Source organism: Roseovarius sp. MMSF_3298 (genome assembly GCF_030733705.1).
Lineage (GTDB): Bacteria > Pseudomonadota > Alphaproteobacteria > Rhodobacterales > Rhodobacteraceae > Roseovarius > Roseovarius confluentis.
In genome coordinates, this window is the sequence record NZ_JASHIN010000009.1 from 1 (window position 1) to 20,720 (window position 20,720).

Consider the following 20,720-nt stretch of genomic DNA (forward strand, 5'->3'; position numbering starts at 1 on the left):
ACGGCGCCCTCGGCGACACCTCCACACTCGCAGACCCCTCCGTCGTCGACGACCTCATCGACAACAGAATGAACAAGAGCTGACCTCGTAGGGTGGGCATCCTGCCCACCTCACCACGCCACGGGGCCGGTGCCGCAGGTGCCGGCCCTTTTTCCTGCCCTGCCGTCTTTGCCTCCGTCAGAGGACGCCCTCTCGAAATGCGCAACTGGAAAATCGCCGCAGCGGAACTATTTCTCTTTCTCGAAATATCCACCGGAGGATCCCTCATCGCACATCCCATCCGCGCCCTCATCTCTGCCGCCGTCCTTGCCGCGACACCCGCGCTGGCCGAACAGCCGGTGTCGGGCCAGCTTGGCGAAGGCAAGCCCAACGACATCCACCTGGAGATGACCCGCGATGCCGACGGCGGCGTCGCGATTTCGCAATCCGAATTCCGGCTGGCCCATGGCGGCTACTACCGGCTCAACGTGGTCTGCCCGCAGGCGGTCACGCCCGAGACCGGCTTTCATTTCGAGTCCCCGCAGCTGATGGAAAACGCACATATCCGCGTTCTGTCGGTCCTCGAAAGCGAAATGGAGTTCTACGCCCAGGGTCTCAGCTTCCGCGCGATCCAGTGCGACGGCAAGGGCGGTGCCCGGTTCAGCTTTCACCCCATGCGCAAGGGCGAATACCCGTTTCTGGTCAAGGATCATTCCGCCCCGCCAAAAGAGGCCCGTGGCGTTTTCATCGTAGAGTGACGTGACGCAACAGGGTCGCACGCGCCTCCCACCCCGCGCATTGCCGCCGCTATGCCGCCTTGCGCGTCGCCAGCACCACGCCGACACCGGCCAGCGCCATGCCGCCCCAGGCCAGGGGAGGCATCACCTCGCCCAGCATGACCCACGCGATCACCGCGGCCAGCGGCGGCACCAGGAAGAAAAGCGCCGATACCTTGGCGACGTCACCCACCCGGATCATCGCCAGGAGCAGCCCCACCGCCAGCAGCGAATTGCCCACCACCAGGTAGAACAGCACGCCGACGAACGGCCAGCTCCAGTTGATCGACAGATCCTCCTGCAGCGCCAGCAACGGCAGGATCCCCAATAGCCCGGCGGCATAACCGACAAGGTTCGAGGTCACCGGGTGGTGTCGCAGCCCGTACCGCTTTTCCCAAAGCGACGCGGTGACGATGCCCCCAAGTCCGATCATCGCAAAGACGAACCCCATGAGGCTGGGCGGCTCCACCGCCGAGCGTGCTCCGATCACCATGCCAGCCCCGACAAGCCCCAGGATCAAGCCGGACCACTGCTTCAACCCCGCGCGCTCGCCTGTCCAGCGCGGCGCGATCAGCGCCACCAGGATCGGCTGCAGCGTCATCAAAAGCGCCAACGTCCCCACCGCGACACCCGCTTCCAGCGCGCAGTACGACATACCGAAATAAACCGATTGGATCAGTAGGCCGACAATGGCCAGATGTCCCCATTCCGCGCGGCTTTGCGGCAAAGGCGGACGCAGCACGGCCCAAAGTACCGCCATCGCCACCACCACCAACCCAAAACGCAGCGCCAGGATCGTCATCGGCGCGGCATAGACCAGCCCGACCTTCGCCACGCCATAGCCTCCCGACCACAGCAAGAGAAAGATGAACGGTGCAAGCCGTAGCCAGACGGGGCGGTCTGATGACATGAAAGGGCGCAGGTCCTTCGGCTGATCCGTCGCTGTTATGGGCCGACGGCGCCCCGAGCAACAGCCCTTTTTGCCCGCAAGTCTGTGTGCGGGTTCCGGTCCGCCCTCTGCGCCATGGCTGCCGAGAGCTTCAGACCAAAAGGTATCCTGATTACACCACCCTGATGTAGGGAAGCGTATTTCCGCCGACAGCCCTGCCACTTACGCAGATTTACGCGGATGAAAAATCATGTGACCTGACGTGGAACTCTTGGGCTCTAAAGTCGTTGGAGGTACAGCAAAAGGAAGAGGACTCATGAAAAAACACATCACAGCACTTGCTACCGCCGCCGCCCTGACCGTCACTGCATGTGACACACTGACCGAGGAGGAACAGGGCGCCCTGATCGGCGCAGGCGCAGGCGCCGTTGCCGCCCAGGCCTTTGACGCAAATCTCGGCTGGACCGTTGTGACCGCAGCTGGCGGCGCCGCTGCAGGCGCGCTTATCGCGCGGAACCAGCGCACCGACCAATGCGCCTATGCGGACGGCCGTGGCGGTTATGTGACGCGCCCCTGCTAAGCATCGGAAAATTTTTCGAATTTTCGAGCCCCAGAGTCTTCGCACGAAGACTCTGGGGCTTTGCGTTTCAGCCCCGCCCGCGATACGGTGGCACGCCCTGATCCGGCACCCAGACACCGGCCGGTATCTCACCGGTCTGCCAAAAGACGTCGATCGGGATACCCCCACGCGGATACCAGTATCCCCCGATCCGCAGCCATTGCGGTTCCAGATAATCCACCAGACGTCGCGCGATCGAAATGGTGCAGTCCTCGTGAAAAGCCCCGTGATTACGGAAACTTGTGAGGAAAAGCTTAAGCGACTTGCTTTCCACCAGCCACTTGCCCGGAACATAGTCGATCACCAGATGCGCGAAATCCGGCTGGCCGGTCATCGGGCATAGCGATGTGAATTCCGGTGCGGTGAACCGCACGTTATAGGCCACATCCGTCTGCGGGTTCTCGACCCGCTCCAGTTCGGCCTCTTCGGGGCTTTGCGGCACTTTCGTTTCGCCGCCCAGCTGCTTGAGATCCTTGTAGATATTGTCCGCCATTCCGTCCTCCGTCAGACCCCGCGCATGTTGCCCCACAGGGTCACGTGCAATTGCGGCAGCACCCGCGCGTCATACCACTTTTCTTCGGTCACCCTGTCCACCAGCCAGCGCATCCGCGCTTCCAGCCCGTCGCGGTCGACTTGGGCCGTGTCGTCATCGGGCGGCGGCGGCGTATGGTTGCCCGGCTGCAGGTAGACGGGCAGTTGCGGAAACATCGCCGCGGCCTCGCGCGCATAGGCAAAATCCGCCTCGTCGAACACTACGAGCTTCAGGATGGTCTGCGTGCCCTGGCCCGCCTCGACGCATTCCGCCACCAGCCCCCAGTCGGTCGGCATCCCGCTCGACGGCGGCTTGGGCGACAGCACCAGCATGTCCAGCGCCTCGAACCAACCGCGCACGACCGACCCTTGGGTTTCCATGGCGAAATAACAGCCCTGTTCCTGGCCAAGCCGGATCAGGTCCGCCATCGGCTGAATCGCCGGGTTGCCCCCCGAGAGCGTGATCAGGATCGGCTTGCCCCCTGCCAGGCGCGCCACTTCTTCCATGATCGCCTCGGGCGTCATTGCCTTCCACGTATCGCGATAGTCATTGTCCACCGCGTGCATGCTGTCGCACCACGAACAGCGGAAATCGCAGCCACCCGTGCGCACGAACACCGTCGGCTGGCCGATCAAAGCCCCCTCGCCCTGGATCGTCGGCCCGAAAATCTCGGAGACACGGATGAGGTGCTTCTCGCTCACGGCCGATACTCCGCCCATGTCTTCGGCGTCTCGCTGACCTTTGCCGCCGCCACCTCGGGCCACCGCGCATGGCACCAGTCATGGAAATGCTTCGCCAACCGCTCGGCGGTCACACAATCATCTCCCAGCACATCATTCAGGTGCCGATGATCCAGCGTCTCATCAACGTACCGCTTGAACTCCGCCAGATCGAGGTAATCCCGCACGAACCCATGCCCGTTCAACTCGGCGGCGCGAAGCTCGATAACGACCACATAGTTATGCCCGTGCAGCCGCGCGCATTGATGGTCCTCGGGCAACCCGTGCAACTGGTGACTGGCCGAGAAATGAAACTCCTTGGTGATCGTATACATCACGCCACCCCCGTCGCCGCTTTCCAGAACGTCTCATCCGCGTAGGCGGTCGGGTCCGGGACACCCGCCAAGTGAAACGCCTCGCGCCGCTCCACGCAGGTGCCGCAGCGCCCGCAATGCACGTCGCCGCCCTTGTAGCACGACCATGTCTCGGCAAAGGGCGTGTTCCAGCGCGCGCCCTCGGCAACGATATCCGCCTTCGACCCCGTCAGGAACGGCGTGTACAGCTGCACCTCGGCCACGCCCTCCAGCGCCTGATCCTGCATCGCCTGGAACGCCTCGACGAACCCGGGCCGGCAGTCAGGGTAGATGAAATGATCTCCGCCATGCACGGCGGCCGCCACCGCCTCGGCCTTCTCGGCGGCGGCCATGCCAAAGGCGATGGCCAGCATGATCGCGTTGCGGTTCGGCACGATGGTGATCTTCATCGTCTCTTCCGCGTAATGCCCGTCCGGCACGTCCACGTCATCGGTCAGGGCCGAGCCACCCAGCGCCGCGCCCACGCCCGAGATGTCCACCACCTTGTGCGGCACGCCCAGCCGCTTGGCACAGGCCGCGGCATATGCCACTTCCTTCACATGCCGCTGGCCATAGTCGAAAGACAACAGCCCCCGCAGCGTCCCCTCGCCCGCCACCTTGTGGGCAAGCGACACGGAATCAAGCCCGCCAGAGCAGATCACGATCGTATCCATTGATTTGGTCCTTGTTTTTTAACGCGGGTAGGCTGCGACCGCAGGGCGTTCACCTAGCGGTTTCGCGGCTCTCTTGCAAGACCCGCGCCGCCACGTTCCGGCCCGACCACCACCAGAAGCGCCACATCAGGAACACGCCTGCCAGCGCCAGCCCCACGGCCAGCCCCAGCCAGATGCCCACACCGCCCCAATCCAGCCAGAACCCCATCGCGTAACTTACCGGCAGCCCACGATCCAATAGCTGACGACGGCGATCAGCATCGGCACCCGCGTGTCCTGCACGCCGCGCAACAGGCCCAAGGCCATCACCTGCGCCGCGTCCACCAGCTGAAACAGGGCCGCCGCCGCCAACAGGCCCACGCCCACGGCGACCACCGCGTCGCGCTCCGGCTCATCAGGGTTCAGGAACGCCGCGATCATCGGCTCCGGCAGCGTCAGGAACAGCACCACCGTCACCGCCGCAAAGACGCCCGACAGCGCCAAGACCACCTTCGCCCCGTCCCGCAGTCCCGGCCCGTCACCGCGCCCGAACGCGTTGCCCGCCCGGATCGTCGCCGCGTTGCTCAGCCCCAGATGCACCATGAACGTGACCGAACTGACCTGCAGCGCGATCCCGTGCGCGGCCAGTGCGATCGTCCCCAGCCAGCCCATCATCACCGTCGAGGCGGCGAACAGGCTCACCTCCGCAAGGCTGGTCATCCCGATGGGCCAGCCCAGCCGGAACACCTGCCCGAACGCCTCCCAATCCGGCCGCCAGACGCGGCGGAACAATGCGTGCTCGGGCGTAACCTTGGCCGCATAAACCGCCAGCGCCACGAAGCTCGCGCTCGTCACCACCAGCGACGCCACGGCGGCCCCGCGCACCCCCATCTCCGGCGCGCCCCAGTTTCCGAAGATCAGTGCGTAGTTCACCACCACGTTCAGCCCAACCGCCGCCACAGTGACCCAAAGAACCACTTGCGTGCGTTCCAGGGCCGCCAGGTGCGACTTCAGCACCATAACCAGCAGCGCCGGGAACAACGCGAAGCCCACGATCCGCGCATACTCCCCGGCCAGCGCCGACGTATCCGCCTCCTGCCCCGCCCACACGAACAGCGGCCCCGACCAGATCATCACCGGCAACGCACAGGCGGCAAACAGCACCGAGGCCCAGCCGCCCATCCGCGTCACCCGCCGCACTTGCGTTTCATCCCCCGCGCCCTGCGCTGCCGCCACCAGCGGCATCACGGCCCAGGCAAAGCCCGACCCGAAAATGAACAGAACGAAAAAGAGCGTGCCCCCCAGCACCTCCGCCGCCAGCGCCTCGACCGAGTACCAGCCGAGCATCAGCGCGTCCGTCAGCGTGATCGCCAATTGCGCAAGGTGGCTGCCCACGAGCGGCAGCCCCAGATTCAGCGCCGCCCGGGCGTGTGCACGATATGTCGTCACATCGGTCATACCCCAGCCCATAGAGGCTTTCCCGCGTCCGCAATACCCCTTTCGACTGGCCCGCACAACCTCGTACACAGCCTCGCTTTTTCTTGCCAGAAATACTCATGGCGCAGCGTCGCCTACAGCACCGCCGCCACCAGTTGCAACGACACCACGGCGATCAGCGCCCCGGCGGCCATCTCGATCACCGGCAGCGCCCTTGCGCCCGCCCCTCCCGTGGCCAGCCGCGCCAACACGCCTGTCCGCAAGCTGACGGCAGCCACGGCCACAACCATGGTCACGCTCGCCGTGCCCAGCCCCATGATGAAGGCGCCGGCAATGCCCGCCAGGTCGATCCCGAAGCGCCATGTCAGGATCAGCAGGAACAGCGCCCCGGTACAGGGCCGGATCGCCACCGCGCCCACCAACGCAGCCGCCTCCCGCCAGCCATGCACATTGGCCGCTTCCTCCACGCTCGGCCCGTGTCGATGCCCGCAGGTCGAACAGACGCCGTCACCGTGATCGTGGGAATGGTCGTGGTGATGCCCGTGGCCGTGGCCCCTCGCCCGCCACAGCTTCATCGCCCCGCGCAGCACCAGCCACACGCCCACCAGCGCAATCGCGCCATAGCTCACCGCCGCCAGTGTCCGATCGGCCAGCCCCGTCACGGCCTCGCGCCCCAGCCCCAGCGCGTAAAGTCCCGCATAGACCAGCAGCACCGCCGCCGCCGCCTGCGCCAGGCTCGACGCCAGCGCCAGGCCCACCAGCCGCTTGACCGGCACCGCGCGACCCACGCCGTACCCGCCGATCAACAGCTTCCCATGCCCCGGCCCCGCCGCGTGAAAAAACCCGTAGGCAAAGCAGATCCCCCACAGGCCCATCAACGCCCCGGCCTCCCCGGCCCGCAACTTCTGCAAATAGCCCGCCATCGCCTGCTGCACCTCGCGCTGACCCTCCAGCGCCCAGGCCTGCACGGCACCTGCCCCGCCAAAGCCCCACAGCCAGACCGCCAGCGCCACCACGACAAGACCAAGCGCCGTCACGATCCCGCGCATGTCACCTCGGCGGTAAAGGCATAGTGGACACCCACCTTCGCCTCTTCAAAGAACAGCTCGTCGTTGCTGTTGCCCATTTCGGCCACCCGCGCATCGGCGGCATCCGTGTCCGGCGGCACGATCCGCGCCGTGCAGCCGTCTGGCAGGCCGTCTATGCCCACCAGGCTCAGCGCGGCATAGTAATAGGGATCATAAGGCTTCAGCCGCAGCACCTCGCCCGCATCGATCTCCCGCGCCGCAACCGGCCTGCGATGCCGCGTCACCAGCGCCCCATCCTGCATCCCCACCGACAGCGCCTCCGCCGGACCCAGCGCCACCGCTCCGTCCTCGTCATAGGCAAACAACGCGCCGTCAAAGCCCTCGGGCCAGTCCTGCAGGTCAAAGCCCAGCAACAGGGCCTTTTCCTCCTCCGTCAGGCTCAGATCCGCATCCGCATCCAGCCCCCGGTCACTCAACACCAGCATGGTGAATAGTGGATCATAGACCCACGTCACCTCGACCCCGTCAACGCGCCCCTCCGCATCGGTCTCCAGGGCAAGCGTCACATCCACAAAGACATGCGGATGCGCCTGCGCCATCGGCGCGGCAATCAGGCCACAGAGAAAGGTCAGGCAACGCCACATGCCGCAAGGTCTAGGCCCTCGCCGCCCCCACGGCAAGAGCCCCTGCACCGGCCATCGCGCGCCACCGGAAAATGCGCATTTTCCGGCCCATTTCCTGCGCAGGAAATGGCCGCGGCCGTCGCGCGCCTCAAGACCCCTTGCGCGTGTCGGGATGCAGCGACTTGCCCAGAATATGATCCGTGCCGTGCAACACATGCTGCGCCGTCGACACGATCAGCGGGTCAGGCCTTTGCACGATCTCCTCGTCCTTGCCCGGATAGTCCAGCGAGGCCAGGAAATGCCGCATGCAATTCAACCGCGCACGCTTCTTGTCGTTCGACTTGACGACGGTCCAAGGCGCATCGGCAGTGTCGGTGTAGAAGAACATCGCCTCCTTCGCCTCGGTGTAGTCATCCCACTTGCCAAGGCTCTGCTTGTCGATCGGGCTCAGCTTCCACTGCTTCAGCGGGTCCGTGGCGCGGCTGTCGAACCGCCGCTTCTGCTCCTCCTGCGTGACCGAGAACCAGTACTTGTACAGCCGAATGCCCGACCGCGTCAGCATCCGCTCCAACTCGGGCGTCTGGCGCATGAACTCCAGGTATTCATGCGGCTGGCAAAAGCCCATCACCCGCTCCACGCCGGCCCGGTTGTACCACGACCGGTCATAGAACACCATTTCGCCCACAGTCGGCAATTCGTTGATATACCTCTGGAAATACCACTGCCCCTGCTCTTCCCAGGTGGGTTTGTTCAACGCCACCACGCGGGCCTGCCGCGGGTTCAGATGCTCGGTGAACCGCTTGATCGTGCCCCCCTTGCCCGCCGCATCGCGCCCCTCGAACAGCAGCACGAATTTCTGCTCGGCCTCCTGCGCCCAGTGCTGCACTTTCAACAACTCGGCCTGCAACGGTGCCTTCTCCGCCTCGTAGGCGTCGCGGCTCATCTTCTCCTCGTAGGGATACTCGCCCGTCTCGAAGGCGCGGCGAAACGCGGTCACGCTGTCCTGCCCGCTCTCCGCCGTCCCGTTACCACGGGCCTTGGCGTTCATCTGTTCCACGACAGCCATCGCGCATCTCCTTCGCTCAATCAAATCAAGCGAAGTATACCGCCCTCTGCCATCCGGCACCTTGATCCCTGTCAAGCTCGCGCGGGCAAGAGCGCCGCATCGAACTGCCCCGCGGCAGAGGCAAAGCTCTGCACCCACGGCACCGGCCCGCCATCCCGCGCGCCCGATGCAATGGGCTCAGTGGGTCCAGGCGCCCCGGCGGTTGGTGGCGAAATTCTCGCCATAGCCGCCCCTCCGGATGTTGGGCTTGCGCTTGTGCGGCTCTGCCACGACCACGTCGATGCCGTGCTCCTTGGCATAGTCCAGCGCCGCCTCCTTGCTGGAAAAACGCAACCGCACCTGCGCCTGCGTGTCCGACGAACTGGTCCAGCCCATCAATGGATCCACGTCGCGCCCGGTCTCGTTGACATGCTCCAGCACCCAGGTGTTGGTTTTGGCCTGCCCCGATTGGGTGGCTGTCCGCGCGGGCTGGTAGATACGTGCTGGCATGATACGTCTCCGATCTGGTCTTGTCCTCCCGATTACCCCAAGCGGCCCCACTGTCACAAGAGGCCATTTGCGCGCGCCCCGCGGCTTTTTCTTGCCAAAAATACTCAAATCCCCACGCGCACCTCCTGACAAATCCCGTCACCATTCCAGGCACCATCGCCCGCCCGCCTTGAACTTGGGCTCGCAGGCATCAAGTCTGGGGCAAGTTTCAAGGAATCGCCCCCATGCCCTACGCCCATTCCGACAAGTCCACCGCCCTGATGCACGCGCCCGCACCCGACGTGAAGGCGCGCGAAAAGCTCGAGGGCGGCAAGCGGTTCGAGATGGTGACCGAGTTCTCGCCCGCCGGCGACCAGCCCACCGCCATCGCCGAGCTGTCCTCGGGCGTCAACGACGGCGAGCGGGACCAGGTCCTGCTCGGCGCCACCGGCACCGGCAAGACCTACACCATGGCATCGGTGATCGAGGAAACCCAGCGTCCCGCCATCATCCTCGCGCCCAACAAGACGCTGGCGGCCCAGCTTTACGGCGAGTTCAAGAATTTCTTTCCCAACAACGCGGTCGAGTATTTCGTCAGCTACTACGACTACTACCAGCCCGAGGCCTACGTGCCGCGCTCGGACACCTATATCGAGAAGGAATCCCAGATCAACGAACAGATCGACCGGATGCGCCACTCCGCCACCCGCGCGCTTCTGGAACGCGACGACGTGATCATCGTGGCCTCGGTCTCCTGCATCTACGGCATCGGGTCGGTCGAGACCTACGGCGCCATGACACAAGATCTGAAAGTGGGCTCCGACTACGATCAGCGCGCCGTCATGGCCGACCTTGTCGCCCAGCAATACCGCCGCAACGACCAGGCCTTCCAGCGTGGTACATTCCGCGTACGCGGTGACAGCCTCGAGATCTTCCCCGCCCACCTGGAGGACCGCGCCTGGAAGTTGAGCTTCTTCGGGGAAGAACTTGAATCCATTACGGAATTCGATCCCCTGACGGGCGAGAAAACCGACAGCTTCGACCAGATCCGCGTCTATGCCAACTCGCACTACGTGACGCCCAAACCGACGATGCAACAAGCCATCATCGGCATCAAGAAAGAGCTGCGCACCCGCCTCGACCAGATGGTCGGCGAAGGCAAACTGCTCGAGGCACAGCGGCTGGAACAACGCACCAATTTCGACCTCGAAATGCTCGAGGCGACCGGCGTCTGCAACGGCATCGAGAACTATTCACGCTACCTGACGGGCCGCGCCCCGGGCGAGCCGCCCCCCACGCTGTTCGAGTTCATTCCCGACAATGCCATTGTTTTCGCGGACGAATCCCACGTCTCCGTCCCCCAGATCGGCGGCATGTACAAGGGCGACTACCGGCGCAAATTCACCCTGGCCGAACACGGCTTCCGCCTGCCCAGCTGCATGGACAACCGCCCCCTGAAGTTCGAAGAATGGGACGCCATGCGCCCGCAATCGGTCTTCGTCTCCGCCACCCCGGCCAAGTGGGAGATCGAGCAAACCGGCGGCGTCTTCACCGAACAGGTGATCCGCCCCACCGGCCTCCTGGATCCCCAGGTCGAGATCCGCCCGGTCGAGATGCAGGTCGACGACCTGCTGGACGAGGTGCGCCGCGTGTCCGAGGCCGGCTACCGCACGCTGGTGACCACCCTCACCAAGCGCATGGCCGAGGACCTGACCGAGTACCTGCACGAACAGGGCATCCGCGTCCGCTACATGCACTCCGACATCGATACCATTGAAAGGATTGAGATTCTTCGCGATCTGCGCCTTGGCGCTTTCGACGTTCTGATCGGCATCAACCTGCTGCGCGAAGGGCTGGATATCCCCGAATGCGGCCTCGTCGCCATTCTGGACGCGGACAAGGAAGGCTTCCTGCGCTCCGAGACCTCGCTGATCCAGACCATCGGCCGCGCCGCGCGCAACGCCGAGGGCCGCGTGATCATGTATGCCGACCGCATGACCGGCAGCATGGAACGCGCCATCGGAGAGACCAACCGCCGCCGCGAAAAGCAGATCGCCTATAATGAAGAACACGGCATAACCCCCGAAACCATCAGGAAAAACGTCGAGGACATCCTGCAAGGCCTCTACAAGGGCGACGTCGACATGAACCGCGTCACGGCCAAGGTCGACAGGCCCCTCGTCGGCGCCAACCTGCAGGCCCATCTGGACGGCTTGCGCACCGAGATGCGCAAGGCGGCCGAGAACCTTGAATTCGAAGAAGCCGCCCGCCTGCGCGACGAGGTCAAACGCCTCGAGGCCGTCGACCTCGCCGTCCACGACGACCCCCTGGCGCGGCAGTCCGCCGTCGAGGCCGCGTCGGACACCGCCACGAAGTCACAGGGCCGGTCGACGGCGGGTCGCCCGGGGCAACGAGGTGGGAATGTGAAGCGGAAGAAGCGGTAGCGCGGCAAGACAATTCCGCATTCCGCAAGACCCGTGCTGGGCCAGCGCCGACCCGCGGGGTGGCGCATCCGACGGCTGGTCGGCTCACTTTATCCCCGCCACATCCGCCCGCGTTCGGGTCGATGCGCTTACCTCACCCAAGCGCCGCCCCTGGGGGCGGGTCGGCGCTGGCCCGGCACCTTCGGTGCTATTCGGGCCGGGTCTGCCAAAGACCCCTTAAAACACCCCCGCCACCTCGTACATCACCGGCTCGAACCGCGAGCACATCGCCGCAAACTCCCGGTTCCGCCGCCGCATCTCCTCGGACCGCAGCATCGCCTGGAAATCCTCCCGCCGCTGCCATTGCGAGTAATTGGCGATCCGCGTCTGCGCGTCGTTCACATGCAGCGCGGCGGCGATGAACCCGGTCTGTTTCGAGATAAATTCCGCATAAGCCGCCTCCAGCGCCTCCAGCAAATCCGCGCAGGTGCCCGGCGAGCATTCGAACGTTGTGACGACAGTCTGGCACGTGGCCCCGGCCTCGATCTTCAACATGGGCGATTCCTCCTCTGCTCGAGCCTAGCACAGCACCGCCTCAAAACGAGATCGTATCCACCAGTCGCACCCGCACGCCCTCGATCACCTGTTCCTGCCCCGGTACGCGTGCGGTCCGCAGCGTCTTCTGCTGCTGCAGGATCCGGTCCACCACCGCCTGGTCCCGCGGCGACAGCCGGTTCTCGTCACAGGCGTCCGTCCGGGCCCACAGGTTGCGCGAGATCGGCCCCGCGATGGCGCTCGCCACCGTGTCCTGGCTGAAATCCCGCGCCACGATCCGCCGGTCACGCTCCAGCGTCTTCAACGTCTCGACGAAAATATCGACCGTTTCCTGAAACGCCATGTCGCGAGTCTTCAGCTGTTCCGGCGTCGCCTCCGGGTCCTGCACGCAGCGTCGCGCGGCGAAAAGCCAGTCATGCACGATATAGACCGGTCCGTAACTCCAGGGCGAAAACCCCCGGAACGCCTGCGCCACGCGCGGAATCGACCCGCCATCGGTATACATCACGCCGGGCGCGATGACGGCCGGCACGCTCCCCTCGGGACGGATGAAACGCAACTCGAATCCCGGCACCGGCACATAGACGAACCGCCCGCCGCTGCCCGAGCCCGCAGTGCTCTGTTCCAGCCAATAGACCGACACCGCGCCGTCGAATTCCCCCGCCCGGGCGCTCTCGAAATCCACCTCGGCACAGCCCGAAAGGCCCGCCAAGGCCAAGAAAATCGCCCCAAGCCGCTGCATCCAACCCCCTTCTTTTCAAGCGTCGCGCCGGGTCATCATGGCACGTTTCCGCCGATTTCCAAAACCTGCCGGGAACCACCATGCCCACGACGCGGTTGTATCGCCGAACGCCACGAGGGATGCGCCACGGGGCCATCCGGCGTTCGCAGAAAAGGAGTAGAATGATGAAATCGTTTCTCAGAACCACCGCGCTGGCAGCCCTGCTTTCCCTGCCGCTCGCCGCGACCGCAGCTGAAACCGCTGTCTCGGACATTTCCGTCGAGGCCGACCTGAGCTCCATCCAGAACGCCACCGCCGCCAATGTCTGGGCCAACCTGCCCGCCGACCTGAAAAGTACTCTGGCCGTGCAACTGGCCGACCAGATCGCCCCCGAGGGCGAAGACGGCGCCCAGATCATGATCGACATCACCTCGGTCGAGCTGGCCTCGTCCTTCGAGAACGTCGCCGACCTGGCCGACTCGAAGATTTCCGGCGACGTGGTCATCGAACGGCCCGGCGACCAGTATGACGAAGCCTACAGCCTGACCGTCAACGCCGAGCAGGCCGCGGTTCTGCTTCCGGCGGACGCCGACATCATGCTGCTCGCCCCCGGCAGCATGGAGTTCTACAACGCGATGGTCGGCGCCTTCGCCAACAACATCGCCGAGAAGATGCAGTAAGCGACCAAATCCCTAACGGTCTTCGCCCGTCCCGCTTCGCCGGGGCGGGCGATTTCGTTCAGACGCGCAGCGCGCGTTCCGACAATTTCTGGAAAAAGGGCGCGTGGTGCCGCAGGTAGTCCAGCAGATGCGGCGCCTTCTCGACCAGCGCGTCGAATTCCATCTCCTTGCGCAGCATTTCCTCCGGGTCCGCCGTGCGGATGCCCGAGGACGTGCGCGCTTCTTCGTGCCACGCGCTGACATGCTCCCAATCCTCGGGCGGGGCCTGCCAGTCGAACGCGGCCTCGGTCCACTCCAGCCCGATCCGCGCCCAAAGCGCGCGCATGATGCCCTTGGGGTCGGCCCGCACCGCCTCTGCCTCGATTACCACGGGCGACAGCCCTTCGGCCTCGGCCGCCTGGTACAGCCGCCATTGCGCCTCCAGCCCGACGTTCTCCAGCGTGAAGTCCGGATCCAGCTTGTGATAACTCAGCAGCGACGCCACCGGCGGACGGACCAGGAAAACATGGGTGATCCGGCGCAGCATCCGCGCGTCCTCCAGCATCCGCGGCACCACGTAAAACGCCATGTCCTTGAAAAACACCGGGCCAGCCTCGGCCCGCTCCTGCAACATGTCGCAGATGCCCTCATAAGTGGTCGGATGCCCCGGCACCGGCTCGAACCCCGGAAAATCCCGGCCCTGGCCCACGTAATAGTCGTACATGAACGGCTCGTGCAGCACGTCCAGGTCGCCGCGTTCGCGCATGATCCGTTCCGTCGCCGTGGACATCGACCGCGGATGCGCCCAAAGCGCGATGATCTTGTGCATGCAACGGCCCTCCTGCGACGGACCCTACAAAGCGCGCGTCAGAGTTTCTAGGCCTTTCACCCGCCGGCTCCCTCGCTCAGAGCGACCCCTCGTCGGTCAGTGACATGGGCCGCGTGGTGGACCCGTCGCGATAGGCAATGCACTGCCACGGCGCCTGCCCCGGCCCCACGCCCACGATCACCTCCGTGCCCGCCTCGGAAAAACTCGAACTCAGCAGGACCACGTCAGGATTGTTGGTCTCCTCGGTCACAGCCTGCAGACAGGCCTGCTCGGCGGCGCTTGGCATATCGGAGGCCGCTGCGTCCGAGCCGCTCGCCGTCCCGGTCGTCCCTGCCGACGGGTCGTTGCTGCCTTCCACAAGGTAGTCTCCTGCGGCCCAGCCCTCAAAACCCGGATCGGCCAGTGTCGCCACCCGGCACCAGCGCCGCGCTTCTTCCATCCGGCAGCCCAGGTTGCGGACGTTCTGCCCGTTGTTCAGCGTCGTCACCACGGCCGCGCCGCCCGACGGAGCTTCGCGCAGATTCAGCACACCGCCGCCCGACGTCGCCACGCGGTAAAAATCCGGCCCGCCCTGCAGCCCGTCGGCATAGTCGTTCTGTACCGTGTCACCGGTCGCGCCCTCGATGCTGATGGAAAGCTCGTAGTCAGACACTTCCTCGCGCCGTGCCGCGCTGCGCATCATGTAGACCGAGATCGTGTAGGTCCCGGATGCAGGCAGCACCCCGTCGAACCGGTTCAGATCGGGCACCATCTCGCCCATCGTCCCGGCATTGGCAATTGCCTCGTCGCCCGGCCCCTTTCCGGGGGCGTAGACGTTGAAATAGGTGGCCAGGTTCGTCGGCTCCAATCTGACCTGCATCCGCTGCCCGGCCTCTGCACCCAACGTGTAAAGCACGCTTTCATAGCCGGTGATGCTGTCGGTGATCGTCGTGCCGCTGGTGCCCGCGTCGAAGCGGACCGTTTCCGTCCGCGTGTCATCCTGCGCCACCAAAGCGGCAGGCGCCCCACAAGCAATCGCCATTGTCAGGAAAAATGCTCTCGCGTTCATCAGTGGTCTCCCTTGAACTGTAGCTGTTCAGTCAAAGGCCCCGATAACTAATGAAAACTCGCTTGTTTAAAGAAATGGGCCTGCCCGCCGAACCGCGGGCAAGCCCAGCATAGCAAATTCCTGACGCCAGCAGCCCAAGAAAGAACCGTCGGTCAAAACGACAGATCCCGGGGCAGCCTCAGAAGTCGAACAGCTCTTCCAGGAACCCGCCGCGCTTTTTCTTCTTCTGCGGGCGGCTGTCGGCCTGCCAGACGCGGGCATCCGGCGCCTCGGGCGTGGTCCGCTCGATGATCTTGTCCAGCTCGCCACGGTCAAGCCACACCCCACGGCATTGCGGGCAATAGTCGATCTCGACACCGGCGCGGTCGGTGATCACCAGCGTTTCTCCGTCAACCGGACATTTCATCGGGCAGTCCTCCTGTAATCCTGTTCATTGCATTCCAGATGGGCATCGCCCGCCGGTTTCTCAAGCCTCAGCGCAGGACATGCACCGCGCAGGCGGCATGCCGCACAACGTATTGCGCGGTCGATCCCAGCAGCAGGTCCTGCATCCCCGGGCGGTGCCCCGCGATCACGATGCAATCGACCTTGTGGCTGTCGGCATAGTCCACGATGGTGCGCCCCGAATGGCCATCCACCACCACGCCGGCGGCGTGCTCCAGGCCCGAGGCTGCGCTGTCCAGCTCCGCCTGAATCGCGATCTTGCGTTCTTTCACGTAACCGCCGGGCAGATAGGTCGCGGCATAGCTCGGGATCTGCTCGATGACGTGAAACAGCGTGATCTTCGCGCTGTGCTCGGCCAGCACTTCGGCCACGTGCATCGCGCCTGCCGCATCGCGATCTTCGTCAAAGGACACAGGCACAAGGATATGGGTATACATGACGGTCTCCTCCTCTTTGGACACGCCATTGTCCCACAGCCGCGCCCCCGCCCACCTTGACATGGATCACCCCCGGCGCAACACGCGCCCGTCCGTCACCAGCAGCCCCAGCGCGATCAGGCCGAACCCGACCCACGCCTCCGCGCTTAGTCGCTCGCCCAGGAACACCGCGCCAAGCCCCGCCGCAAAGGGCGGGATCATCAGCGTCACCAGCATCAGGTTCGCCGCGCCCGCGCGCCGCAGGATGGCGAAGTAAAGCAGGTAGGCCAGCGCCGTCGACAGCGCCGCCAGCGACACCAGCGCCGCCCAGACATGCATCGAAAGGTCGAACCGCGGCACCCCGTCCACCCACAGCGCCACGGGCAGCATCAGCAGGCTCGATCCGATCAGCATCCCCAGCGCGTTCATCTGGGGCGCCTGCCCCGCCAGCGCCCGCTTGGCCCAGACACTGGCCAGCGCATAGCTCAGCGCCGCGCCCAACACCGCAAGCTGTGCAAGGTTGCGAAGGTCCACACCGCGCAGCAGGTCCGGCCCCATGATCGCCGCCACGCCCGCCAGGCCCAGCAAGGCGCCCACGATCTTGCGCGGCACCATCGGCTCGTCGCGCAACAGCAGCCCCGCCACCACCGCACCGAACACCGCCGTCGTCCCATTCAGGATCGAGGCCAGCCCGCTCTGGATCGCCACCTGCGCCCAGAAGATCAATGAGAACGGGAGCGCGTTGTTCAGCGCCCCCATCACGAGATAGGCGCCCCAGATCCTTGGCTCCCTTGGCAGCTGCAGCCCCAGCGTTCGCACGACCACCAGCAGAATCGGCACCGCCCAGACGACCCGATGCAGCGTGATGGTCAGCGGCGGAACCTCGGTCAGCGCAATTTCCGCGAAAAAGAACGACCCGCCCCAGACGGCGGCCAGCGCCAGCAGCATCAGGGCGGAGGATGGGGATATGGACGGGCTGTCGCTCATGCCCGTTGGTCGCATGACACCCTTGTCCGGACGACCCGTTTCTTGCGGCAAATACCGCGCGTCAGGTCAGTCCGGCCTGCCGTCCGGCAAGCCGCGGCGTCAGGCCACGCCGTCGCCGGTGCGCTTCAATTGCACACCGTTGATCTTCCAGCCGCCTGGCCCCTGGATCATCTCGTATTCCAGCTCGTAATACACGCCGTCCGCACCGCGGATCAGCACGTCCTGAACCAGTGCATCGCCCTTGTCCCGCTCACCCAGGAATTCCACTTCGGCCGGGCGCCAGACCATCGGATAGCCGTTGCGCACCATCTGCCCGAACCGCTCGGGCGAGCCGAAGATGCCCTGGATCATCGGGCTGGCATGGGTGAAGGCCCTGTCGAAATCGTCCTGCTGAAACGCGTCAAGCTGGTCCGTGATAACCTGACGCGCAGCGTCGTCGGCACGCGCCGGCATGGCCAAAAGGAAGATCACTACAAGAAAAGAAAGAAAACGGGTCATCAACACACTCCTCTGAGAGGGATGATAGCCCGTCCTGCCCGCGCATCAATGCCGTGCCGGCTACTGCTCCTGCAGCGACTGCAAAAACACCACCAGATCCGCAACCGGTTGCGACACCATCACCGGCTGTCCAGCCCCCGTGCGCACCGCGATCTGGCGCGTCGTGTCAAAGAAATCGCCGTAGACCGGCATGCTGGACCCGTGCGACACCAGCGGGTCGCGCCCGTCGATCCTCTGCGCCACGCGCTCCACCGGGAAAGTGCCGCCATGGCGGGCGGTCAGCGTTGTCAGGTCCGAGGGCTGCACCAGCAGCACCTCGCGCATCGGCCCGTGACCATCGGCACGGGGTCCGTGACAGCTAACGCAATGCTGTGCATAAAGCGCGGCACCGGCTCCGGCGTCCCCTTCCGCCAGGACCGGCCCCGCGCCCAAGGCCAGACATGCAACCGCCCCGATCAGCCGCGGGCGTCCGGCCCATCCTTCATGCGTGCTGAATGCTCTCATATGCTCCTCCGGGCGTGCAGGGATGCCGCGCCCCGGCCACCGGCATCTGTGCTCCGGCGCGGTTCGAACGGCATCGCAGGAATCATTCTGCACCCCGGTCGCGCGCCGCGCCTTGATCTGGATCAGATGCGCGATGTATTGGCGCGCAGGGCTCTACCGCACCTGCAACCCCGAAATCCGCGCGCGGATCATACTATCGGTGTCGTCACTGTCGCCGGACACGGCCAGTCCCACCAGCGATGTCGCCGGCCCGCCAAAGGCGCGGCGGAAATCGGCGTTGAGGTCCACGCTCTCGCGCGCCTCGCCCGTCCCCGCACCGCGCAGCACCACCGTCTTGCCCCGCGCACCGAGATAGGGGCTGTTCAGAACCTCGCCGCGCGCGTGGTCACCGCCCCAGACATAGACCAGCACCCGCACGTCCTCGTTCGACAACAGCCGCGTCACCCGGCTGCCCTGCGCACGCTCGGCCGCGCCTTCCGGCAGGAACACGAAGTAAAGCGCCAGGTTGCGGTCGTCCCCACCCTTGCGCGCCAGGTTGGTGGGCGGCACGCTTTGCGACACCTGCCAGTTCCACGATGCCCCGCTGGCCTGCCACGCGCTCTTGGGCAATTCGCGGTAAAGCAGAGACACTGCGGCGTCCGAGGTCACGTCCAACGCCCCGCCCCTGCGGGCATAGTCGTTGCCCGAGAACAGCGAGAACCTTTGATGCTTCCAGCTTCCATCAAACGATACCGGCGCGGCATGGGCATCGGATACCGAAAAAGATGTCATAGCGGCCAAGGCCACCGGCAGAACGAAACGCATGATCATAACCTCCCTGTTGTCTGCCTTGCAGTTAGACGCCCCGCCCACACGGGCCAGTCACCTATGCGTGAAGCACAAGTCGCCGCGCATCTCGATTGAACGGATCCGTTCCCCCTGGCGACCCATCTGCATCCGTCACAGAGCAAAGGACACGCCACCCATGCCACCACCCTTCGCCTTCCCCTGGAAACCCGCCCTGCGCCTCGGCACCGGCCTGATCGTGATGGCCCTCACCGCGCCCGACGCCCACAGCGCCGCCCTGCCTTGCGACCCGGCCCTGGACCGGCTGCCGCCACCCGGCGCCCGCGCCGCTCCGAACGAGCCTTGCCACCCGGCAAACTGAAACCGCTCTTCTGTTTTTGGTGCCCGCGCCCTATATCTCTGGTGTCAGACAACAGGAGCCTTTTGATGCACCGCGTCCTCACCATGACAGCCCTCTGCGCCAGCCTTGCCGGCACCGCCTTCGCACAGGATTTCGACGAGCCCGACCCGGCCGACCTGGTGCCCGCGCATTTCAGCGCCGCCAGTTTCGCGGCCCTCGACCAGTACGATCTCTACGACGTGACACTGGCGCTCAAGCGTGGCCGCAACATCCGGCTGGCCGATTGCACGCCGTCGCAAAGCCGCGCGATTTTCGAGGCTTCCTACGATCGGCGCGCGCCTGCAATGGACATGCTGCGCGCCACCTGCGCGGGTTAATCCGCGCCCGCCAGCCGCTGCGCCAGCGCCCACGCATCCGGGTCGACATTGACCGGGTCCTGCACGGCGCGCGCCTGCCCCGGCATCCGCGCGCGCTCGTCCCGCTGCACTGCGCCCGACACCTGCGTCAGCCGGTCAAAGAACGCGCCACCCGAAACATCGGGGTCCACGATCAGGTAGAAATCTCCGATATCGTGCGGGTCGCCATCGGGCGCTTTCAGCGGGCCAAGGTCCACGCCCGCCCGGCTGCCGGTCATGCCCGCCGCCAACAGTTCCGCCATCAGGCCGAACCCCCAACCCTTGTAGCCCCCCATGCTGACCAGCGAGCCTTTCAGCGCCGCCTCCGGGTCCGTGGTGGGCTTGCCGTCCGCATCGACGGCCCAGCCTTCGGGGATCGTCTCGCCCGCCGCCTTGGCCATGGTGATCTTGCCCAGCGCAACCGTGGTCGTGGATTGGTCGAACAGCATCGCCACCCCGCCCTTGCCATCCGGCACGGCAAAGGAAATCGGGTTCGTGCCGATCACGCGGGATTTTCCTCCCGGCGGCGCCACCACCGGCGTCGCGTTGGTCATGCCCAGCACGATGAACCCGGCCCGCGCGATCTGCGCCGTGAAATAGCCCAGGCTGGTGCAGGTATGCGCATGACAGACAGCAAGGCTGATCGTGCCCATCTCCTTCGCCGCCTTCACCGCTTCCGGCAGCGCCTTCGAGAACGCCGCCTGGGCAAACCCGAATTTCGCATCCACCTCGACCACGCCGGGCCGCGGCTTGCGCACCTCCGGCACCGCGTCGCCCTTGACGCGCCCCGTCCGCAACTGCTGGCAATAGCTTTCGAGGTAATAAAGCCCGCAGATCCGGTTACCGAGGCCTTCCGCCTCGCGCACCGCCGCGGCGACCTCGCCCGCGATCCACTGCTCGGCCCCATGTTTCATCAGCGCCGCCTTCGCCGTCGTCTCGATCTCGCCCAACGTCACCTGCATGGCATCCCCCG

Annotated in this window: 26 protein-coding genes and 1 pseudogene; 6 read left to right on the forward strand and 21 right to left on the reverse strand. The window is 65.3% G+C overall.

Features of this window, described 5'->3' with window-relative positions; all coding sequences use genetic code 11:
- Positions 1–197 precede the first annotated feature (197 nt).
- Positions 198–737 carry a hypothetical protein gene (locus tag RBB18_RS09800; RefSeq protein WP_103763898.1) on the forward strand — a complete coding sequence of 180 codons (540 nt, stop codon included), beginning with the start codon at positions 198–200 and terminating at the stop codon, positions 735–737.
- A 49-nt stretch (positions 738–786) separates the two neighbouring features.
- Here the strand turns inward: RBB18_RS09800 and RBB18_RS09805 are convergent, their stop codons facing one another.
- Positions 787–1,665, reverse strand: coding sequence for a DMT family transporter (locus RBB18_RS09805; protein ID WP_103763899.1), 879 nt, complete (start codon positions 1,663–1,665; stop codon positions 787–789).
- Positions 1,666–1,960: 295 nt separating this feature from the next.
- Here RBB18_RS09805 and RBB18_RS09810 point away from each other — a divergent pair, with 295 nt between their 5' ends.
- On the forward strand, positions 1,961–2,224 hold the full coding sequence (locus tag RBB18_RS09810; RefSeq protein WP_103763900.1) for a glycine zipper 2TM domain-containing protein: 264 nt from the start codon (positions 1,961–1,963) through the stop codon (positions 2,222–2,224).
- Positions 2,225–2,291: 67 nt separating this feature from the next.
- On the opposite strand, the gene queF is transcribed toward RBB18_RS09810, so the two are convergent.
- The 9 genes and pseudogenes from queF to RBB18_RS09855 all read right to left on the reverse strand — a co-directional run bounded on the left by queF (position 2,292) and on the right by RBB18_RS09855 (position 9,163).
- The gene (gene queF, locus RBB18_RS09815; protein ID WP_103763901.1) at positions 2,292–2,756 is read right to left on the reverse strand and encodes a preQ(1) synthase; all 465 of its coding nucleotides are present in this window, start codon (positions 2,754–2,756) and stop codon (positions 2,292–2,294) included.
- Between the two features lie 11 nt (positions 2,757–2,767).
- Positions 2,768–3,514, reverse strand: coding sequence for a 7-carboxy-7-deazaguanine synthase QueE (queE, locus tag RBB18_RS09820; RefSeq protein ID WP_103763902.1), 747 nt, complete (start codon positions 3,512–3,514; stop codon positions 2,768–2,770).
- Positions 3,493–3,849, reverse strand: a complete 357-nt coding sequence (locus RBB18_RS09825) for a 6-pyruvoyl tetrahydropterin synthase family protein (protein ID WP_103763903.1) — start codon at positions 3,847–3,849, stop codon at positions 3,493–3,495. The genes queE and RBB18_RS09825 overlap by 22 nt, the downstream gene beginning before the upstream one ends.
- Complete coding sequence (gene queC, locus RBB18_RS09830; RefSeq protein WP_103763904.1) at positions 3,849–4,541, reverse strand: 7-cyano-7-deazaguanine synthase QueC; 693 nt, start codon at positions 4,539–4,541, stop codon at positions 3,849–3,851. The genes RBB18_RS09825 and queC overlap by 1 nt, the downstream gene beginning before the upstream one ends.
- A gap of 49 nt (positions 4,542–4,590) precedes the next feature.
- Positions 4,591–5,978, reverse strand: a pseudogene (locus tag RBB18_RS09835) (MATE family efflux transporter).
- Between the two features lie 113 nt (positions 5,979–6,091).
- Complete coding sequence (locus tag RBB18_RS09840) at positions 6,092–7,006, reverse strand: nickel/cobalt transporter (protein WP_103763906.1); 915 nt, start codon at positions 7,004–7,006, stop codon at positions 6,092–6,094.
- Positions 6,991–7,629, reverse strand: coding sequence for a DUF1007 family protein (locus RBB18_RS09845; RefSeq protein ID WP_306111275.1), 639 nt, complete (start codon positions 7,627–7,629; stop codon positions 6,991–6,993). The genes RBB18_RS09840 and RBB18_RS09845 overlap by 16 nt, the downstream gene beginning before the upstream one ends.
- A 127-nt stretch (positions 7,630–7,756) precedes the next feature.
- Positions 7,757–8,656 carry a polyphosphate kinase 2 gene (ppk2, locus tag RBB18_RS09850; RefSeq protein ID WP_306111312.1) on the reverse strand — a complete coding sequence of 300 codons (900 nt, stop codon included), beginning with the start codon at positions 8,654–8,656 and terminating at the stop codon, positions 7,757–7,759.
- Between the two features lie 195 nt (positions 8,657–8,851).
- Positions 8,852–9,163, reverse strand: a complete 312-nt coding sequence (locus tag RBB18_RS09855; RefSeq protein WP_103763909.1) for an ETC complex I subunit — start codon at positions 9,161–9,163, stop codon at positions 8,852–8,854.
- 224 nt (positions 9,164–9,387) lie between these two features.
- Here RBB18_RS09855 and uvrB point away from each other — a divergent pair, with 224 nt between their 5' ends.
- Positions 9,388–11,586 (forward strand): excinuclease ABC subunit UvrB, encoded by a 2,199-nt coding sequence (gene uvrB / locus RBB18_RS09860; RefSeq protein WP_306111276.1) that lies wholly within the window; start codon positions 9,388–9,390, stop codon positions 11,584–11,586.
- A 216-nt stretch (positions 11,587–11,802) separates the two neighbouring features.
- On the opposite strand, the gene RBB18_RS09865 is transcribed toward uvrB, so the two are convergent.
- Positions 11,803–12,120 (reverse strand): antibiotic biosynthesis monooxygenase, encoded by a 318-nt coding sequence (locus tag RBB18_RS09865; RefSeq protein ID WP_306111277.1) that lies wholly within the window; start codon positions 12,118–12,120, stop codon positions 11,803–11,805.
- 40 nt (positions 12,121–12,160) lie between these two features.
- Positions 12,161–12,862 (reverse strand): hypothetical protein, encoded by a 702-nt coding sequence (locus RBB18_RS09870; RefSeq protein ID WP_274593416.1) that lies wholly within the window; start codon positions 12,860–12,862, stop codon positions 12,161–12,163.
- Positions 12,863–13,026: 164 nt separating this feature from the next.
- On the opposite strand from RBB18_RS09870, the gene RBB18_RS09875 reads away from it, so the two are divergent.
- Entirely contained in the window at positions 13,027–13,521 is a 495-nt protein-coding gene (locus RBB18_RS09875; protein WP_306111278.1) for a hypothetical protein, read from the forward strand.
- A gap of 58 nt (positions 13,522–13,579) precedes the next feature.
- Here RBB18_RS09875 and RBB18_RS09880 read toward each other — a convergent pair whose 3' ends face one another.
- The 8 genes from RBB18_RS09880 to RBB18_RS09915 all read right to left on the reverse strand — a co-directional run bounded on the left by RBB18_RS09880 (position 13,580) and on the right by RBB18_RS09915 (position 19,030).
- Positions 13,580–14,329 carry a hypothetical protein gene (locus tag RBB18_RS09880; RefSeq protein ID WP_306111279.1) on the reverse strand — a complete coding sequence of 250 codons (750 nt, stop codon included), beginning with the start codon at positions 14,327–14,329 and terminating at the stop codon, positions 13,580–13,582.
- Between the two features lie 76 nt (positions 14,330–14,405).
- On the reverse strand, positions 14,406–15,377 hold the full coding sequence (locus RBB18_RS09885) for an SH3 domain-containing protein (protein WP_274593414.1): 972 nt from the start codon (positions 15,375–15,377) through the stop codon (positions 14,406–14,408).
- Positions 15,378–15,555: 178 nt separating this feature from the next.
- Complete coding sequence (locus RBB18_RS09890; protein ID WP_152475150.1) at positions 15,556–15,783, reverse strand: zf-TFIIB domain-containing protein; 228 nt, start codon at positions 15,781–15,783, stop codon at positions 15,556–15,558.
- Positions 15,784–15,850: 67 nt separating this feature from the next.
- On the reverse strand, positions 15,851–16,258 hold the full coding sequence (locus RBB18_RS09895) for a universal stress protein (protein WP_103764085.1): 408 nt from the start codon (positions 16,256–16,258) through the stop codon (positions 15,851–15,853).
- 66 nt (positions 16,259–16,324) lie between these two features.
- On the reverse strand, positions 16,325–17,224 hold the full coding sequence (locus tag RBB18_RS09900; RefSeq protein WP_306111280.1) for a DMT family transporter: 900 nt from the start codon (positions 17,222–17,224) through the stop codon (positions 16,325–16,327).
- 99 nt (positions 17,225–17,323) lie between these two features.
- Positions 17,324–17,722, reverse strand: coding sequence for a DUF4864 domain-containing protein (locus tag RBB18_RS09905; protein ID WP_306111281.1), 399 nt, complete (start codon positions 17,720–17,722; stop codon positions 17,324–17,326).
- 60 nt (positions 17,723–17,782) lie between these two features.
- The gene (locus tag RBB18_RS09910; protein ID WP_103763919.1) at positions 17,783–18,226 is read right to left on the reverse strand and encodes a c-type cytochrome; all 444 of its coding nucleotides are present in this window, start codon (positions 18,224–18,226) and stop codon (positions 17,783–17,785) included.
- A 153-nt stretch (positions 18,227–18,379) separates the two neighbouring features.
- Positions 18,380–19,030 (reverse strand): DUF3047 domain-containing protein, encoded by a 651-nt coding sequence (locus RBB18_RS09915; RefSeq protein ID WP_103763920.1) that lies wholly within the window; start codon positions 19,028–19,030, stop codon positions 18,380–18,382.
- A 160-nt stretch (positions 19,031–19,190) separates the two neighbouring features.
- Between RBB18_RS09915 and RBB18_RS09920 the strand changes: the two genes are divergently transcribed.
- Together RBB18_RS09920 and RBB18_RS09925 are read left to right on the forward strand one after the other, a co-directional pair.
- A complete protein-coding gene (locus tag RBB18_RS09920) occupies positions 19,191–19,373 on the forward strand; it encodes a hypothetical protein (protein ID WP_103763921.1) in 183 nt (60 codons plus the stop codon).
- 65 nt (positions 19,374–19,438) lie between these two features.
- Positions 19,439–19,729 (forward strand): hypothetical protein, encoded by a 291-nt coding sequence (locus RBB18_RS09925; protein WP_103763922.1) that lies wholly within the window; start codon positions 19,439–19,441, stop codon positions 19,727–19,729.
- On the opposite strand, the gene RBB18_RS09930 is transcribed toward RBB18_RS09925, so the two are convergent.
- Positions 19,726–20,709: an Ldh family oxidoreductase gene (locus RBB18_RS09930; protein WP_306111282.1), complete on the reverse strand. Its 984-nt coding sequence runs from the start codon at positions 20,707–20,709 to the stop codon at positions 19,726–19,728. The two genes, RBB18_RS09925 and RBB18_RS09930, sit on opposite strands and share 4 nt — an antisense overlap.
- Between the last annotated feature and the right edge of the window lie 11 nt (positions 20,710–20,720).